Genomic DNA, 17359 nt, shown 5'->3' on the forward strand with positions numbered 1-17359 from the left:
CAGAATGTGCAGGCTGTCGGGGCAATCGGCACGTTGGGCAGGGGAGCGGCGCGTGGATCTGAGGCTAACGGCGGTCACCAGGCCGGTCGAACGGCTGTTGGCGACCGCGCAGAACGGCTTGGAGGTGCTGCGACTCGGTGGCCTCGAGACCGGCACCGTGCCGTCGCCCTATCAGATTGTCGAGAGCGTGCCGATGTACAAGCTGCGGCGGTATTTTCCGCCCGACAGCCGAAGCACGGCGCCCACCGGGGAACCGGTGCTGATGGTGCACCCGATGATGATGTCGGCGAACATGTGGGACGTCACCCGCGAGGACGGGGCGGTGGGGATCCTGCACCACGCTGGGCTGGACCCGTGGGTCATCGACTTCGGCGAGCCCGACAAGGTCGAAGGCGGGATGCGGCGCACGCTGGCCGACCATCTGGTGGCGCTGAACGACGCCATCGACACCGTGAAGAAGACCACCGGCCGCGACGTCCACGTCGCCGGCTACTCCCAGGGCGGGATGTTCTGCTATCAGACGGTGGCCTACCGGCGCTCGAAGGACGTTGCCAGCATCATCGCGTTCGGTTCGCCGGTGGACACCCTGGCGGCGCTGCCGATGGGCATCCCGCCCAATCTGGGTGTGGTGGCCGCGGATTTCATGGCCGACCACGTGTTCAACCGGCTCGACATCCAGGGCTGGATGGCGCGCACGGGGTTCCAGATGATGGATCCGCTCAAGACCGCCAAGGCCCGGCTGGACTTTCTGCGTCAACTCCACGACCGCCAGGCGCTGTTGCCGCGCGAACAGCAGCGCCGGTTCCTCGATTCCGAGGGCTGGATCGCGTGGTCCGGGCCGGCGATCTCCGAGCTGCTCAAGCAGTTCATTGCGCACAACCGGATGATGACCGGCGGCTTCGCGATCAACGGTCAGTTGGTGACGTTGACCGATATCACCTGTCCGGTACTGGCGTTCGTGGGCGAGGTGGACGACATCGGGCAGCCCGCGTCGGTGCGTGGCATTCGGCGGGCCGCGCCGAGCGCCGATGTCTACGAAACGATGATCCGCACCGGGCATTTCGGTCTGGTGGTCGGCTCGAAGGCCTCCGAGATCACCTGGCCCACCGTCGCGGACTGGGTGCTGTGGCTGGCCGGACAGGGCCCGCGCCCGACGAGCATCGAGCCCATGCAGGATCAGCCCGAGGAGCCCGGCGAAAGTGGGGTGCCGTTGGCCTCCCGCGTGGTGCACGGGGTGGGCGGCGCCTCCGAGGTGGCGTTGACGCTGGCCCGCGGCGCGGCGGACGCGGTCGGTGCCGCCGGCAAGTCGATCCGCACGCTGGCCGTGGAGACCGCGCGCACGCTGCCGCGGTTGGCGCGCCTCGGACAGATCAACGACCACACCCGGATCTCGTTGGGCCGCATCATCTCTGAACAGGCCCGTGGCGCGCCCAACGGCGAGTTCCTGCTGTTCGACGGGCGGGTGCACACCTATGAGGCGGTCGACCGTCGGATCAACAATGTGGTGCGCGGCCTGATCGACGTCGGTATCCGGCAGGGCGATCACGTCGGCGTGCTGATGGAGACCCGGCCGAGCGCCCTGGTGGCGATCGCGGCGCTGTCGCGGCTCGGGGCCGTGGCGGTGCTGATGCCGCCCGACGGCGACCTGGCCGAAGCGGCCCGGCTCGGCGGGGTCTCCGAAATCCTGACCGACCCCTCCAATCTCGATGCGGCCGGGCAGTTGTCGCTGCAGACGCTGGTACTCGGCGGCGGCGAGTCCCGCCGGCTGCACCTGCCCGACGGCACCGATGTCGTGGACATGGAGCAGATCAACCCCGATGTCGTCGAGTTGCCCGGCTGGTACCGACCCAACCCCGGGCTGGCCCGCGATCGCGCCTTCGTCGCGTTCAACACCGTCGGCGGCCAACTCGTGGCCAAGGAGATCACCAACTTCCGGTGGGCGCTGTCGGCCTTCGGTACCGCATCCACCGCCGCCATCGGGCGCAGCGACACCGTGTATTGCCTGACGCCGCTGCATCATCAGTCCGGACTGCTGGTGGCCCTCGGCGGTGCCGTGGTCGGCGGTGCCCGGATCGCGCTGTCGCGCGGACTGCGCCCGGACACCTTCGTCCAGGAGGTCCGTCAGTACGGCGTCACCGTGGTGTCCTACACGTGGGCGATGCTGTCCGACGTCATCGATGACCCGCGCTTTGCGCTGCATGGCAACCACCCGGTGCGGGTCTTCATCGGGTCCGGCATGCCCACCGGGCTGTGGCAGCGGGTCTGCGAGGCGTTCGCCCCCGCCAACGTCGTGGAGTTCTACGCGACGACCGACGGTCAGGCGGTGTTGGCCAACGTCTCCGGCGCCAAGGTGGGCAGCAAGGGGCGTCCGCTGCCCGGCGGCGGCCAGATCGAACTGGGGGCCTACAGCGCCGAAGAGGACCTGATCCTCGAGGACGAGCGCGGCTTCGTGCAGGTCGCCGGTCCCGACCAGGTGGGTGTCCTGCTGGCCCGGCCACGGGGCCCGGTGGACCCGACCGCCTCGGTCAAGCGCGGCGTTTTCGCTCCCGCGGACACCTGGGTGTCCACCGAGGCGTTGTTCCGCCGCGACGAGGACGGGGACTTCTGGCTGGTCGGAACCCGCAGCAGCGTGATGCACACCGCGCGCGGTGTCGTGTTCGGCGAGCCGGTCACCGACGCCGTCAGCATGATCGGCGCGGTCGACTTGGCGGTCACCTATGGGGTGACCGTCGGGGACCACGATGTGGCGATCACCGCGCTGACGCTGCGGCCGGGAGCGGCGGTGACGGCGGCCGATCTCACCGAGGCGTTGGCGGAGCTGCCGGTGGGCCTGGCGCCGGACATCATTCACGTCGTCGGCGACCTGCCGCTGTCGGCCACCTACCGGCCGATTGTCGACGACCTGCGCGCGGCCGGCATCCCGAAGGCCGGTCGGCAGGCGTGGTGCCTGGACCCGCAGACCGGCGGGTTCAAACGACTGACCGCGGCGATGCGCACCCAACTCGTCGGACCGCAGTAACAACGACATGCCGGTGGACGACAGCGCTGTTAGGCTCCCGGTGACACTCGTTCGGAGGAATCGCATGACTGGAAACAAGACCTCCCGGTACCGTCGCGCGGCGGTCATCGGGGTGACCAGCGTGGGGTTGGCCCTCGGTTCGTTGGGGATCGGCACCGCGACCGCCGGCGCCGACGTTCTCGACGAGCTGGCCCAGCAGTACTCCACGGGCTCCGGTGCGGGTCTGGTCGCGAACTTGTTGCGGGCCTCGCTGGAGTTGCGCGCCCAGGGCTACAACCCGAAGCCGGGCGACCTCGCGGCGATCCAGGCCGCGATGGACCGCGGTCCCAATCAGGGTCCGCTGGTCGAGGCGTTGAACGGCGCGCTGGCCAACCAACGCAAGGCGTTGAGTCACGCGACTCCGAAGAAGGGCCAGTCGCCAATCGTGGTGGGGATCGTCCCGAACGACAACTGGGCGAACCCCAACCCGATGGACCGCAGCGGCGGCAACAGCGGCAACCCCGTCTTCGAGATGCCCGGTCGGTAACCGCGTCAGTGACCGTCGACGAGAAACTGCTGCAGATCCTGGTGTGCCCGGTCGATCGCGGCCCGCTGCTGCACGTGGGGAACGAGCTGTACAACCCGCGGTTGCGCCGCGCCTACCGGATCGATGAGGGCATCCCGGTGTTGTTGGCCGATGAATCCCGCGAGGTCGATGACGCGGAGCACGCTCGTCTGACGGAGCAGCCGCCGCAGTAGTTTGTCCCTATATGAGCGTCGACGTGCTGATCACCGATCCGCAGACCGCGGCGCGCCGCCTGCTCGGCGCGACCCTGTACGGGCGTGATGCGGCGGCATTGATTGTCGAGGTCGAGGCGTACGGCGGGGTTCCCGACGGTCCGTGGCCGGATCCGGCGGCGCATTCCTTTCGCGGCCCCAACGCCCGCAATCAGGTGATGTTCGGTCCGGCCGGACGGCTCTACACCTACCGCAGTCACGGCATTCACGTGTGCGCGAACATCGTGTGCGGGCCGCCCGACACCGCTGCCGCGGTGCTGGTGCGGGCGGGTGTGGTCGTCAGCGGACGGGAGGTCGCGCGCCGACGGCGCGGCGGCGTCGCCGACCGCGCGCTGGGCCGCGGCCCGGGCAACCTGTGCTCGGCGCTGGGAATCCAGCTGTCCGACAACGGCAGCGACGTCTTCGACCCGACCAGTCCGGTGCGACTGGAGCTGGCCGCCGAGCGGCCGGCGGTCAGCGGACCGCGGGTGGGAGTCAGCAAGGCCGCCGACCGTGCCTGGCGGTTCTGGCTTGCCGAGTACCCGGAGGTTTCGGCGTATCGGCGCAGCCCGCGGGCTCCGGTCACCGGCCTCGGCGACTGAGTGCGCGGCCGGTGCGGGAAGATCGACGGATGGCCACGATTCTCGACGAGCTGGACTGGCGCGGACTGATCGCGCAGTCGACCGACCGCGACGCCCTGGGACAACAACTGGCGGGGGGCCCGGTAACGGTCTATTCGGGTTTCGACCCGACCGGGCCGAGCCTGCACGCCGGGCATCTGGTGCCGCTGCTCACGCTGCGCCGATTCCAACAGGCCGGACACCGGCCGATCGTGCTGGCCGGCGGCGCCACCGGGATGATCGGCGATCCCCGAGAGGCCGGCGAGCGCACCCTCAACGACGCCGACACGGTGGCCGACTGGGCGGAGCGCATTCGCGGCCAACTCGAGCGGTTCGTGGAGTTCGACGACACCGCCACCGGTGCCGTCGTGGAGAACAACCTGTCCTGGACGGCCGAACTGTCGGCCATCGAATTCCTGCGCGACCTGGGCAAGCACTTCTCGGTGAACGTGATGCTGGACCGCGACACGGTGCGCCGCCGACTCGACGGCGAGGGCATCTCCTACACCGAGTTCAGCTACATGCTGCTGCAGGCCAACGACTACGTGGAGTTGCATCGACGCTATGACTGCGCCCTCCAGGTCGGCGGATCCGACCAGTGGGGCAACATCATCGCCGGCGTGCGATTGGTCCGCCAGAAGCTGGGTGCGACGGTGCACGCGTTGACGACGCCGCTGGTCACCGACTCCGAGGGCAAGAAGTTCGGCAAGTCGACCGGCGGCGGGAACCTGTGGCTGGACCCGGACATGACCAGCCCGTACGCGTGGTACCAGTACTTCGTCAACACCGCCGACGCCGATGTGCTCGCCTATCTGCGGTGGTTCACCTTCCTGACCGCCGAGGAGATCGACGACCTCGAACAAGCCACCACGGAGCGGGCCCATGAGCGCGCCGCGCAGCGCCGGCTGGCCCAGGAGTTGACCACGCTGGTGCACGGTGCGGCCGCGACGGCCTCGGTGGAGCTGGCCAGTCAGGCACTGTTCGGCAGGGGAGAGCTGTCCGATCTCGACGAGCCGACGCTGGCCGCGGCACTGACCGAGGCCGGCAATAACCAAGTGGCCCAGCTCACTCCGGACGGCCCGGATGGGATAGCCGACCTTTTGGTCGCGACGGGATTGTCGGCGAGCAAGGGTGCGGCCCGGCGCACGATCGCCGAGGGCGGGGTGTCGGTGAACAACATTCGGGTCACATCCGACGAATGGGTGCCCCAGAGCTCGGACTTTCTGTTCGGTCGTTGGCTCGTGCTGCGGCGCGGCAAGCGCAATGTGGCCGGCGTGCAGAAGGTCGCCGGTTGATCTTGAAGGTCCCAAAACCACCTTCTATCAGGCGATTTGACTCTCTGTTTCCAAACCCGTAACTTATCTCTCGTCGCCGCGACACGGCCCAGCCGGAGAGCGCGACGGCTTCCCGGGAATTATCTTGGTGAACAAGATGTTCCTACTAGTCCGCACAAGAATCACGCGGCCACTTTGGCCGCGGGCTTTCGGCGCGGCCTTCGGGTAGCGAATAGCAGTCTGTTGTTTGAGAACTCAATAGTGTGTTTGGTGGTTTTTGTTTGTTGTTGTTTTTTGCCACATTCTGGGGCTTCCCGTGTTTTGGGGTGTGGTGTTTTTGATGCCAGTTTTTGGTGTCTTTTTGTTAGGTCAGATTTTTCTGATTCGAATTCTGCCTGGCCCTGTGGGGTTGGGGGTTTTTGTTTGGAGAGTTTGATTCTGGCTCAGGACGAACGCTGGCGGCGTGCTTAACACATGCAAGTCGAACGGAAAGGCCCTTCGGGGTACTCGAGTGGCGAACGGGTGAGTAACACGTGGGTGATCTGCCCTGCACTTTGGGATAAGCCTGGGAAACTGGGTCTAATACCGAATACACCTCATTGGTCGCATGGCCTGGTGGGGGAAAGCTTTTGCGGTGTGGGATGGGCCCGCGGCCTATCAGCTTGTTGGTGGGGTGATGGCCTACCAAGGCGACGACGGGTAGCCGGCCTGAGAGGGTGACCGGCCACACTGGGACTGAGATACGGCCCAGACTCCTACGGGAGGCAGCAGTGGGGAATATTGCACAATGGGCGCAAGCCTGATGCAGCGACGCCGCGTGGGGGATGACGGCCTTCGGGTTGTAAACCTCTTTCAGCATCGACGAAGCGCAAGTGACGGTAGATGCAGAAGAAGCACCGGCCAACTACGTGCCAGCAGCCGCGGTAATACGTAGGGTGCGAGCGTTGTCCGGAATTACTGGGCGTAAAGAGCTCGTAGGTGGTTTGTCGCGTTGTCCGTGAAAACTCACAGCTCAACTGTGGGCGTGCGGGCGATACGGGCAGACTAGAGTACTGCAGGGGAGACTGGAATTCCTGGTGTAGCGGTGGAATGCGCAGATATCAGGAGGAACACCGGTGGCGAAGGCGGGTCTCTGGGCAGTAACTGACGCTGAGGAGCGAAAGCGTGGGGAGCGAACAGGATTAGATACCCTGGTAGTCCACGCCGTAAACGGTGGGTACTAGGTGTGGGTTTCCTTCCTTGGGATCCGTGCCGTAGCTAACGCATTAAGTACCCCGCCTGGGGAGTACGGCCGCAAGGCTAAAACTCAAAGAAATTGACGGGGGCCCGCACAAGCGGCGGAGCATGTGGATTAATTCGATGCAACGCGAAGAACCTTACCTGGGTTTGACATGCACAGGACGCCGGCAGAGATGTCGGTTCCCTTGTGGCCTGTGTGCAGGTGGTGCATGGCTGTCGTCAGCTCGTGTCGTGAGATGTTGGGTTAAGTCCCGCAACGAGCGCAACCCTTGTCTCATGTTGCCAGCACGTTATGGTGGGGACTCGTGAGAGACTGCCGGGGTCAACTCGGAGGAAGGTGGGGATGACGTCAAGTCATCATGCCCCTTATGTCCAGGGCTTCACACATGCTACAATGGCCGGTACAAAGGGCTGCGATGCCGTGAGGTGGAGCGAATCCTTTCAAAGCCGGTCTCAGTTCGGATCGGGGTCTGCAACTCGACCCCGTGAAGTCGGAGTCGCTAGTAATCGCAGATCAGCAACGCTGCGGTGAATACGTTCCCGGGCCTTGTACACACCGCCCGTCACGTCATGAAAGTCGGTAACACCCGAAGCCAGTGGCCTAACCCCTTGTGGGAGGGAGCTGTCGAAGGTGGGATCGGCGATTGGGACGAAGTCGTAACAAGGTAGCCGTACCGGAAGGTGCGGCTGGATCACCTCCTTTCTAAGGAGCACCACGAGATCTGAGCCCGCCCACATCGTGTGGGGGTTCGGTGTTTCAGACGATTCGTTGGATGGCCTTCTGCCTGTAGTGGGTGGGGGTCTGGTGCACGACAAGCAAATGTTCTGCGAACGGGAGCATCCCTTTGGGGTGGGTTCGTGGTCTGCCAAACACACTGTTGGGTCCTGAGGCAACAGGCCCGTTTTTCTCTGGCCCCTGTGTGGGGTGGGAGGGTTTGGTGTCGCTCCATCTTGGTGGTGGGGTGTGGTGTTTGATTTGTGGATAGTGGTTGCGAGCATCAGAGCGCATAGTTTCCGGTTGCGGGCCTTTCGGGGTGTGTGGCTGGGGGGTGTGGGTTCTGTTGTGGTGTAATTTCAAATTTATTCTTTGGTTTTTGTGTTTGTAAGTGTTTAAGGGCGCATGGTGGATGCCTTGGCACTGGGAGCCGATGAAGGACGTAGGAGGCTGCGATAAGCCTCGGGGAGCTGCCAACCGAGCGTGGATCCGAGGATGTCCGAATGGGGAAACCCGGCACGAGTGATGTCGTGTCACCCGTCACTGAATACATAGGTGGCGGGGGGGAACGCGGGGAAGTGAAACATCTCAGTACCCGCAGGAAGAGAAAACAAAAGTGATTCCGTGAGTAGTGGCGAGCGAAAGCGGAGGATGGCTAAACCGCGTGCATGTGATACCCGGCGGGGGTTGTGTGTGCGGTGTTGTGGGGCGTTTCTTCTCTCATCCGCCGATGAGGGCAGGAGTCAGAAATTGTTGTGTTAGTCGAAGTGGTCTGGGATGGCCTGCCGTAGAGGGTGAGAGTCCTGTAGGCGAAAACATGACAACTCCTGTGGAATGTTCCCCGAGTAGCAGCGGGCCCGTGAAATCTGCTGTGAATCTGCCGGGACCACCCGGTAAGCCTGAATACTTCCCAGTGACCGATAGCGGATTAGTACCGTGAGGGAATGGTGAAAAGTACCCCGGGAGGGGAGTGAAAGAGTACCTGAAACCGTGCGCTTACAATCCGTCAGAGCCCTCGACTTTGTTGTGGGGTGATGGCGTGCCTTTTGAAGAATGAGCCTGCGAGTCAGGGACATGTCGCGAGGTTAACCCGTGTGGGGTAGCCGAAGCGAAAGCGAGTCTGAATAGGGCGTATCCCCGTCAGGGGTGTAGTGGCGTGTTCTGGACCCGAAGCGGAGTGATCTACCCATGGCCAGGTTGAAGCAGCAGTAAGATGTTGTGGAGGACCGAACCCACTTAGGTTGAAGACTGAGGGGATGAGTTGTGGGTAGGGGTGAAAGGCCAATCAAACTCCGTGATAGCTGGTTCTCCCCGAAATGCATTTAGGTGCAGCGTTGCGTGTTTCACACCGGAGGTAGAGCTACTGGATGGCCGATGGGCCCTACTAGGTTACTGACGTCAGCCAAACTCCGAATGCCGGTGTGGTGAAAGCGTGGCAGTGAGACGGCGGGGGATAAGCTCCGTGCGTCGAGAGGGAAACAGCCCAGATCGCCGGCTAAGGCCCCTAAGCGTGTGCTAAGTGGAAAAGGATGTGCAGTCGCGAAGACAACCAGGAGGTTGGCTTAGAAGCAGCCACCCTTGAAAGAGTGCGTAATAGCTCACTGGTCAAGTGATTGTGCGCCGATAATGTAGCGGGGCTCAAGCACACCGCCGAAGCCGCGGCAACAAACTTTGTTTGTTGGGTAGGGGAGCGTCCTGCATCCAGTGAAGCAGCCGGGTGACCGAGTTGTGGAGGGTGCGGGAGTGAGAATGCAGGCATGAGTAGCGATAAGGCAAGTGAGAACCTTGCCCGCCGAAAGACCAAGGGTTCCTGGGGCAGGCCAGTCCGCCCAGGGTGAGTCGGGACCTAAGGCGAGGCCGACAGGCGTAGTCGATGGACAACGGGTTGATATTCCCGTACCCGTGTATGAGCGTCCCTGATGAATCAGCGGTACTAACCGCCCAAAACTGTGGTCACCGATCCCTTCGGGGTGAGGGTCCATGGGGCTGCGCGGGACCTTCGTTGGTAGTAGTCAAGCGATGGGGTGACGCAGGAAGGTAGCCGTACCAGTCAGTGGTAATACTGGGGCAAACCTGTAGGGAGAAACCTAGGCAAATCCGGGTTTCGTTAATCCTGAGAGGTGATGCATAGCCGATTGAGGCGAATTCGGTGATCCTATGCTGTCGAGAAAAGCCTCTAGCGAGTCCGTACACGGCCCGTACCCCAAACCAACACAGGTGGTCAGGTAGAGAATACTAAGGCGTACGAGTGAACTATGGTTAAGGAACTCGGCAAAATACCCCCGTAACTTCGGGAGAAGGGGGACCTCCTACTGTCAAGGCTCTTGCGGCCGGCAGCGGTGGGGGGTGGCACAAACCAGTGAGAAGCGACTGTTTACTAAAAACACAGGTCCGTGCGAAGTCGCAAGACGATGTATACGGACTGACGCCTGCCCGGTGCTGGAAGGTTAAGAGGACCTGTTAACCCTTCGGGGTGAAGCGGAGAATTTAAGCCCCAGTAAACGGCGGTGGTAACTATAACCATCCTAAGGTAGCGAAATTCCTTGTCGGGTAAGTTCCGACCTGCACGAATGGCGTAACGACTTCTCAACTGTCTCAACCATAGACTCGGCGAAATTGCACTACGAGTAAAGATGCTCGTTACGCGCGGCAGGACGAAAAGACCCCGGGACCTTCACTACAACTTGGTATTGATGTTCGATTCGGTTTGTGTAGGATAGGTGGGAGACTGTGAAGCAGTAACGCCAGTTATTGTGGAGTCGTTGTTGAAATACCACTCTGGTCGTATTGAACCTCTAACTTCGAACCGTATATCCGGTTCAGGGACAGTGCCTGGTGGGTAGTTTAACTGGGGCGGTTGCCTCCTAAAATGTAACGGAGGCGCCCAAAGGTTCCCTCAACCTGGATGGCAATCAGGTGTTGAGTGCAAGTGCACAAGGGAGCTTGACTGTGAGACATACATGTCGAGCAGGGACGAAAGTCGGGACTAGTGATCCGGCACCCCCGAGTGGAAGGGGTGTCGCTCAACGGATAAAAGGTACCCCGGGGATAACAGGCTGATCTTCCCCAAGAGTCCATATCGACGGGATGGTTTGGCACCTCGATGTCGGCTCGTCGCATCCTGGGGCTGGAGCAGGTCCCAAGGGTTGGGCTGTTCGCCCATTAAAGCGGCACGCGAGCTGGGTTTAGAACGTCGTGAGACAGTTCGGTCTCTATCCGCCGCGCGCGTCAGAAACTTGAGGAAAACTGTCCCTAGTACGAGAGGACCGGGACGGACGAACCTCTGGTACACCAGTTGTCCCACCAGGGGCACCGCTGGATAGCCACGTTCGGACAGGATAACCGCTGAAAGCATCTAAGCGGGAAACCCCTTCCAAGACCAGGTTTCTCACCCACTAGGTGGGATAAGGCCCCCCGCAGACCACGGGATTGATAGACCAGACCTACAAGCGCAGCAATGCGTGCAGGGAACTGGCACTAACCGGCCGAAAACTTACCAACAACCAACCCCACTATTGTGTGGAACGTTGAAAACCACAGGGTAAGCACCACAACGCGTCTCGCAACCACACTCCACAAATACACAAACATGCACACCCCACCACCAAAAACACCTTTCTTGGTGAACACGGTGCCCCCACCCAGGGACCCCGCCCCCCACCTACGGGGGCGACCCCCACCCGGGCCGGCACCACACAAGAAAATAAAGTTACGGCGGCCATAGCGACAGGGAAACGCCCGGACCCATCCCGAACCCGGAAGCTAAGCCTGTCAGCGCCGATGATACTACCCAACCCGGGTGGAAAAGTAGGACACCGCCGAACACACACATAGAAACACCCCCCACCACAAATGGGGGGTGCTTCTATTTGTATAGAACAATGGTCATTCGCCATTGTTGGAGCAGGGATTATCGGGCCAAGAACTCATTGTCGATGATCGCATTCGGCCCGCTTTCCTGCCGCCCGCCCAGACATTTCCGGAATGAACTCCCGGGTTGTTGCGGAATGGCTCCCGCGACCGCGTATTGAGCGCAACCACGACTCCGCGGTCGCCCTGGTGGAAATGGCACAACGGACCGGCGCCGGGCATGCGAGGCCGCTGCAGCAAGGCCCGTATCCTGGGTCGATACATAGCGAAAGGTTTTCCAGTGGTCGAGAATCGGCACGGCGACGAACAACGCCCCGCTCGTGGCACCCAGGGCGGCGCCGCGCGTGGCGGACAACGTCGCGGGCAGCGCCCGAATGTCCCGGGCCGCTCGGGACCCGACCGGGCCCGTCGGGCGCAACCCCAGACAGGTGCCGGCGGCCGACCGGACCGCGGCGGGGACCGAACACCCGGTCCGGCGATCCCGGCCGATGTCGACGCCAAACAGCTGGCGCCCGACGTGCGGCGGGAACTGACCACGCTGGATCGCACCACGGCCGATACGATCGCCCGCCATCTGGTCGCGGCCGGCAACCTGATCGACGAGGACCCCGAAGCCGCGCTAGCGCATGCGCAGGCGGCGCGGACGCGCTCGGGGCGGATCGCCGCGATTCGCGAAGCCGTCGGGATCGCGGCCTATCGGTGCGGCGACTGGGCTCAGGCGCTGGCCGAGCTCCGGGCCGCCCGCCGGATGGGCAGCAAGTCGATGCTGCTGCCGCTGATCGCCGATTGCGAACGGGGAGTGGGCCGGCCGGAGCGTGCGCTCGAGCTCGCCCGCGGCCCGGAGGCGGCCGCGCTGGTCGGTGACGACGCCGACGAGATGCGCATCGTGACCGCCGGCGCCCGCGCCGATCTCGGCCAACTGGAGCAGGCTTTGGCCGTGCTGGCATCGCCGGCCCCGGACCCCTCCCGAACCGGCCAGACCCCGGCGCGGCTGTTCTACGCCTACGCCGAGGCGCTGCTGGCGCTCGGCCGCACCGATGAGGCGCTGCAGTGGTTCCTGCATTCCGGCCGCGCCGACATCGACGGCGTCACCGACGCCGAAGAGCGGGTCAGCGAGCTGGCCTGAGATGAGTACGCTGGCACAACTTCACGACTGTCTGCTGCTCGACCTCGACGGCACAGTGTTCCGGGGGCACGCTCCCACCGACGGGGCCGTCGAAGCGCTGGCCGCTGTCACCGCACGCCAGTTGTTCGTGACCAACAACGCCTCGCGCAGCGCCGAGGATGTCGCGGCGCACCTGCGTGAGCTGGGCTTCGCGGCGGTCGGCGCCGACGTGGTGACCAGCGCGCAGAGCGCCGCGGGTCTGCTCGCCGAAAAGCTCCCCGGCGGAGCGCACGTGCTGGTGGTCGGCACCGAGGCGTTGGCCGACGAGGTCAGCGCCGTGGGCCTGGTTCCGGTGCGGATGTTCGCCGACGACCCGGTTGCCGTGGTGCAGGGACACTCGGTGGACACCGGTTGGGCGCAGTTGGCCGAGGCGGCCCTGGCCGTCCGGGCCGGCGCACTGTGGGTCGCCGCCAACGTGGACAAGACGTTGCCGTCGGAGCGCGGCCTGCTGCCGGGCAACGGTTCCATGGTGGCAGCGCTGCAAACCGCGACCGACGCCGTTCCGCTGGTGGCCGGCAAGCCCGCCCCCACGCTGATGACGGATGCGTTGTCGCGCGGGCGTTTTCACGCCCCGTTGGTGGTCGGGGACAGGTTGGACACCGACATCGCCGGCGCGAACGCCGCCAGCCTGCCCAGCCTGATGGTGCTCACCGGGGTCAGCACGGCGCGCGAGGCGGTGCACGCGGTGCCCGAGCAGCGACCGACCCACATCGCGGCCACCCTCACCGGTTTGCATGCCGAGGCAGAGCGGTTGGCGGTGGCGGCGCAACCGGGCTGGCGGGTCACCCACGACGGCCCGGTCGTGCGGGTCGAGGCGCTGGGGCCCGACGTCGACGGTGACGGGCTGGCCGTGGTCCGGGCGACCGCGCATGCGATCTGGGCGAGCGGCCTCGAGCAGGTCACCATCGAGGCGGCGGACGACATCGCCGAGGCGGCACTGCGGCGCTGGTCCCTCTTGGACTCGGCGATCGACTAGCGTGGGGGCCGCAATGGCTACCGACCCGAACCAGATCCGCGCGCAAATCGACGAACTGCTCGCGACGCTGCCCCCGACCGATCTGCACGGTGGGGAGGGCCTTGATCAGCACGGCGCCGAGCTGGACATCGACCAGATCGCGCTTCGCCTCGAAGAGGCCCACGACGTGCTGGTCCGGGCGCTGGAGTCGGTGGAGAAAGGCTGAGCGCACGGTGGCGCGGCGTATGCGAGTGGACGCTGAGCTGGTCCGGCGGGGACTGGCGCGGTCTCGGCAACAAGCCGCGGAGCTGATCGACGCCGGGCGGGTCAGCATCGACGGCATGCCCGCCTCCAAACCCGCCACCGCGGTCTCGGCCGACGCCGCGCTCAAGGTCGCCGACGACGGCGAACGGTCCTGGGTGTCGCGCGGGGCGCACAAGCTGATCGGCGCGCTCGACGCGTTCGGAATCGATGTCGCGGGCCGGCGGTGCCTGGACGCCGGGGCGTCCACCGGCGGTTTCACCGAGGTGCTGCTGGACCGCGGCGCCCGCGAAGTGGTGGCCGTCGACGTCGGCTACGGGCAGCTGGCGTGGTCGCTGCGCTCGGATGAACGGGTCGTCGTCGTGGAGCGCACCAACGTGCGGGAGTTGACCGCCGAGGCCATCGGCGGCGAGGTGGGACTCGTCGTGGCGGATCTGTCCTTCATCTCGTTGTCCACGGTGTTACCCGCACTGGCCGCGTGCGCGTCTCAGGACGCCGATATCGTTCCTATGGTGAAGCCACAGTTCGAGGTCGGAAAGGGCCAGGTCGGTGCGGGTGGGGTGGTTCAGGATCCCGCGCTGCGCACCGCCGCGGTGCTGTCGGTCGCGCGGCGGGCCGCCGACTTGAACTGGTACACCATGGCGGCGACGGCCAGTCCACTTCCGGGCCCGTCCGGCAACGTGGAGTACTTCCTGTGGCTGACGTCCGACCGCGAGCACGCGCTGCACGATCAGCAGCTGGAAGCCGCCATCGCGCGGTCGGTCGACGAAGGGCCGCAATGACCTCCGCACGTACCGTCCTGCTCGTCGTGCACACCGGCCGCGAGCGTGCCACCGAGGTCGCCCGGCACGTCGAAAAGGTGCTGGGCGACAACGATATCGCGCTGCGGGTGCTCTCGGCCGAGGCCGTCGACCGCGGCACCCTGCGGTTGTCGCCCGAGGATGTCCGGCGACTCGGAGTGGAGATCGACGTCGTCGACGCCGACGAGGACGCCGCCCAAGGCTGCGAGCTGGTGATGGTCCTCGGCGGCGACGGCACGTTTCTGCGCGCGGCCGAACTGGCCCGCGGCGCCGACATCCCGGTGCTGGGGGTCAACCTCGGCCGGATCGGCTTCCTGGCCGAGGCCGAGGCCGACGCCATCGATTCGGTGCTCGAACACGTCATCACCCGCGGCTACCGGGTCGAGACCCGGATGACGCTGGATCTGGCGGTGACCGTCGGCGGGGAGGTGATCCACCGCGGTTGGGCGTTGAACGAGGCGAGCCTGGAAAAGGGGCCGCGGCTCGGCGTGCTCGGCGCCGTCGTCGAGGTCGACGGACGGCCGGTGTCCTCGTTCGGCTGCGACGGTGTGCTGGTCTCGACCCCCACCGGTTCCACCGCCTACGCGTTCTCGGCGGGCGGACCGGTGCTGTGGCCGGACCTGGAGGCAATCCTGGTGGTGCCAAGCAACGCGCACGCGCTGTTCGCGCGTCCCATGGTGACGAGTCCGGACGCGCGGATCGCCGTCGAGATCGAGCGCGACGGACACGACGCCCTGGTGTTCTGCGACGGTCGGCGCGAGATGCCGCTGCCGGCCGGCGGACGGCTCGAGGTGACTCGGTCGAACACCCCGATCAAATGGATCCGGCTCGACAGCGCCCCGTTCACCGATCGGCTGGTGCGCAAGTTCCGGTTGCCGGTCACCGGCTGGCGCGGGAAGTAGCGCGTGCTCTCGGAAATCAGGATCGAGTCGCTGGGCGCCATCAAGGCCGCCGACGCGGAGTTCGACCGCGGCCTGACGGTGCTCACCGGTGAGACCGGCACCGGCAAGACCATGGTGGTGACCGGTTTGCATCTGCTCGGCGGAGCGCGCGCCGACGCCAACCGGGTGCGTTCCGGCGCGACGCGCGCGGTGGTCGAGGGGCGGTTCAGCACCGCCGACCTCGGCGACGGTTTGACCGCGCAGGTCGAGGAGATCCTCGATGCCTCCGGTGCCGACCGCGACGAGGACGGCAGCGTCATCGCACTGCGCTCGGTCAGCCGCGACGGACCGTCGCGCGCCTACCTCGGCGGGCGCAGCGTGCCGGCGAAATCGTTGAGTACCTTCACCACCCAGCTGCTGACCCTGCACGGGCAGAACGACCAGCTCCGGCTGATGCGCACCGACGAACAGCGCGGCGCTCTCGACCGATTCGCCGACGTCGCCGGACCGCTGCGGCGCTACCGCGCGCTGCGCACCGAATGGCTGCAGGCCCGCCGCGATCTGACCGAACGCACCGACAGCGCCCGCGAGTTGGCCCAGGAGGCCGACCGGCTGAGCTTCGCGTTGGAGGAGATCGACAGCATCGATCCCAGCCCGGGCGAGGACGTCGCACTGGTCGCGGACATCAAGCGGCTGTCCGAACTCGACGCCTTGCGGGAGGCCGCGATCACCGCGCGGCTGGCGCTGGCCGGCGGCGACGAGGCCGACGGCGCCGAGCAGGCGGCCTCGGCGGCGCACCTGGTGGCCGCGGCCAAGGCCGCGCTGGAAAGCACCGACGACGCGGCGCTGCAGGGGCTGGGCCACCAGCTGACCGACGCCCTGACCGTCGTCGAGGACGTCGCCCGCGAGGTCGGCGGGTATCTGGGTGAGCTGCCCAGCGATGCGAGCACGTTGGAGACCAAACTGGCGCGCCAGGGCGAGCTGCGGACGTTGACCCGCAAGTACGCCCCCGACGTGGACGGGGTGCTGGCCTGGGCCGCGCAGGCCCGGGAGCGGCTGGCCCAGCTCGACGTCTCCGAGGAGGCGCTGGCTGGTTTGCAGCAGCGGGTGGACGAGGCGGCGGGCCGGCTGGCCGAGGTGGCCGCCGAGTTGACCCGCGTCCGCACCAAGGCCGCCAAGCGGTTGGCCAAGGCCGTCACCGCCGAATTGGCGGGTTTGGCCATGGCCCAAGCCGAATTCACCATCGACGTGACCCCGATGCCCGCCGCGGCAGATGATTCGGCGCCGCTGCGGCTCAGCTCGGGGCAGACCGTGCACGCCGGGTCCGCCGGGATCGACGCGGTGGAGTTCGGCTTCACCGCCCACCGCGGCAGCACCGTGCTGCCGCTGACCAAGAGCGCCTCCGGCGGCGAACTCTCCCGCGTCATGCTGGCCCTGGAAGTGGTGCTGGCCGCCTCGGTCGAGGGCACGACGATGGTGTTCGACGAGGTCGACGCCGGGGTCGGCGGCCGGGCCGCGGTGCAGATCGGGCGCCGGCTGGCGCGGCTGGCCCGCACCCATCAGGTCATCGTGGTCACCCATCTGCCGCAGGTCGCGGCCTACGCCGACACCCACCTGGTGGTCGATGCGCTGGCGCGCGACGGGTCCAGCCGGGTGCGTCGCCTCGACGACGACGAGCGGGTGGCCGAGTTGGCGCGGATGCTGGCCGGGCTGGGGGAGTCCGACACCGGCCGGGCGCATGCGCGTGAACTCCTCGACGCCGCGCAGCAGGAACGCGTGTCGGCCTCGTAAGGACGCCAAGGTC

At 65.7% G+C, this 17359-nt stretch carries 11 protein-coding genes and 3 rRNA genes; all 14 read left to right on the top strand.

The window, feature by feature from the left end; genetic code table 11:
• The first annotated feature begins 4 nt into the window (after positions 1-4).
• The 14 genes from RCP80_RS11145 (at position 5) to recN (ending at position 17346) form a co-directional block, all read left to right on the top strand.
• Positions 5-3019 carry an acyl-CoA synthetase gene (locus RCP80_RS11145; RefSeq protein ID WP_373693489.1) on the top strand — a complete coding sequence of 1005 codons (3015 nt, stop codon included), beginning with the start codon at positions 5-7 and terminating at the stop codon, positions 3017-3019.
• A 64-nt stretch (positions 3020-3083) separates the two neighbouring features.
• Positions 3084-3545, top strand: coding sequence for a hypothetical protein (locus tag RCP80_RS11150; RefSeq protein ID WP_308482376.1), 462 nt, complete (start codon positions 3084-3086; stop codon positions 3543-3545).
• An 8-nt stretch (positions 3546-3553) separates the two neighbouring features.
• A complete protein-coding gene (locus RCP80_RS11155; protein ID WP_308482377.1) occupies positions 3554-3757 on the top strand; it encodes a Trm112 family protein in 204 nt (67 codons plus the stop codon).
• Positions 3758-3768: 11 nt separating this feature from the next.
• On the top strand, positions 3769-4377 hold the full coding sequence (locus RCP80_RS11160; RefSeq protein ID WP_308482378.1) for a DNA-3-methyladenine glycosylase: 609 nt from the start codon (positions 3769-3771) through the stop codon (positions 4375-4377).
• Between the two features lie 29 nt (positions 4378-4406).
• Positions 4407-5690 carry a tyrosine--tRNA ligase gene (gene tyrS, locus RCP80_RS11165; protein ID WP_308482379.1) on the top strand — a complete coding sequence of 428 codons (1284 nt, stop codon included), beginning with the start codon at positions 4407-4409 and terminating at the stop codon, positions 5688-5690.
• Positions 5691-6089: 399 nt separating this feature from the next.
• Positions 6090-7611: ribosomal RNA gene (locus RCP80_RS11170) — 16S ribosomal RNA — on the top strand.
• A gap of 397 nt (positions 7612-8008) precedes the next feature.
• A 23S ribosomal RNA gene (locus RCP80_RS11175) occupies positions 8009-11124 on the top strand.
• 209 nt (positions 11125-11333) lie between these two features.
• A 5S ribosomal RNA gene (gene rrf / locus RCP80_RS11180) occupies positions 11334-11447 on the top strand.
• Together the 16S, 23S and 5S rRNA genes form the textbook arrangement of a ribosomal RNA operon.
• Before the next feature lie 326 nt (positions 11448-11773).
• The gene (locus RCP80_RS11185) at positions 11774-12619 is read left to right on the top strand and encodes a tetratricopeptide repeat protein (protein ID WP_308482380.1); all 846 of its coding nucleotides are present in this window, start codon (positions 11774-11776) and stop codon (positions 12617-12619) included.
• Position 12620: 1 nt separating this feature from the next.
• Positions 12621-13634: an HAD-IIA family hydrolase gene (locus RCP80_RS11190; protein ID WP_308482381.1), complete on the top strand. Its 1014-nt coding sequence runs from the start codon at positions 12621-12623 to the stop codon at positions 13632-13634.
• 13 nt (positions 13635-13647) lie between these two features.
• Positions 13648-13839: a hypothetical protein gene (locus tag RCP80_RS11195; RefSeq protein ID WP_308482382.1), complete on the top strand. Its 192-nt coding sequence runs from the start codon at positions 13648-13650 to the stop codon at positions 13837-13839.
• Positions 13840-13846: 7 nt separating this feature from the next.
• Positions 13847-14656 (top strand): TlyA family RNA methyltransferase, encoded by an 810-nt coding sequence (locus RCP80_RS11200; protein WP_308482383.1) that lies wholly within the window; start codon positions 13847-13849, stop codon positions 14654-14656.
• On the top strand, positions 14653-15576 hold the full coding sequence (locus RCP80_RS11205; RefSeq protein ID WP_308482384.1) for an NAD kinase: 924 nt from the start codon (positions 14653-14655) through the stop codon (positions 15574-15576). Before RCP80_RS11200 ends, RCP80_RS11205 begins: the two co-directional genes overlap by 4 nt.
• Before the next feature lie 3 nt (positions 15577-15579).
• Positions 15580-17346, top strand: coding sequence for a DNA repair protein RecN (gene recN, locus RCP80_RS11210; protein WP_308482385.1), 1767 nt, complete (start codon positions 15580-15582; stop codon positions 17344-17346).
• Positions 17347-17359 lie beyond the last annotated feature (13 nt).

Source organism: Mycolicibacterium sp. MU0053, assembly GCF_963378095.1.
In the GTDB taxonomy this organism is placed as follows: domain Bacteria; phylum Actinomycetota; class Actinomycetes; order Mycobacteriales; family Mycobacteriaceae; genus Mycobacterium; species Mycobacterium burgundiense.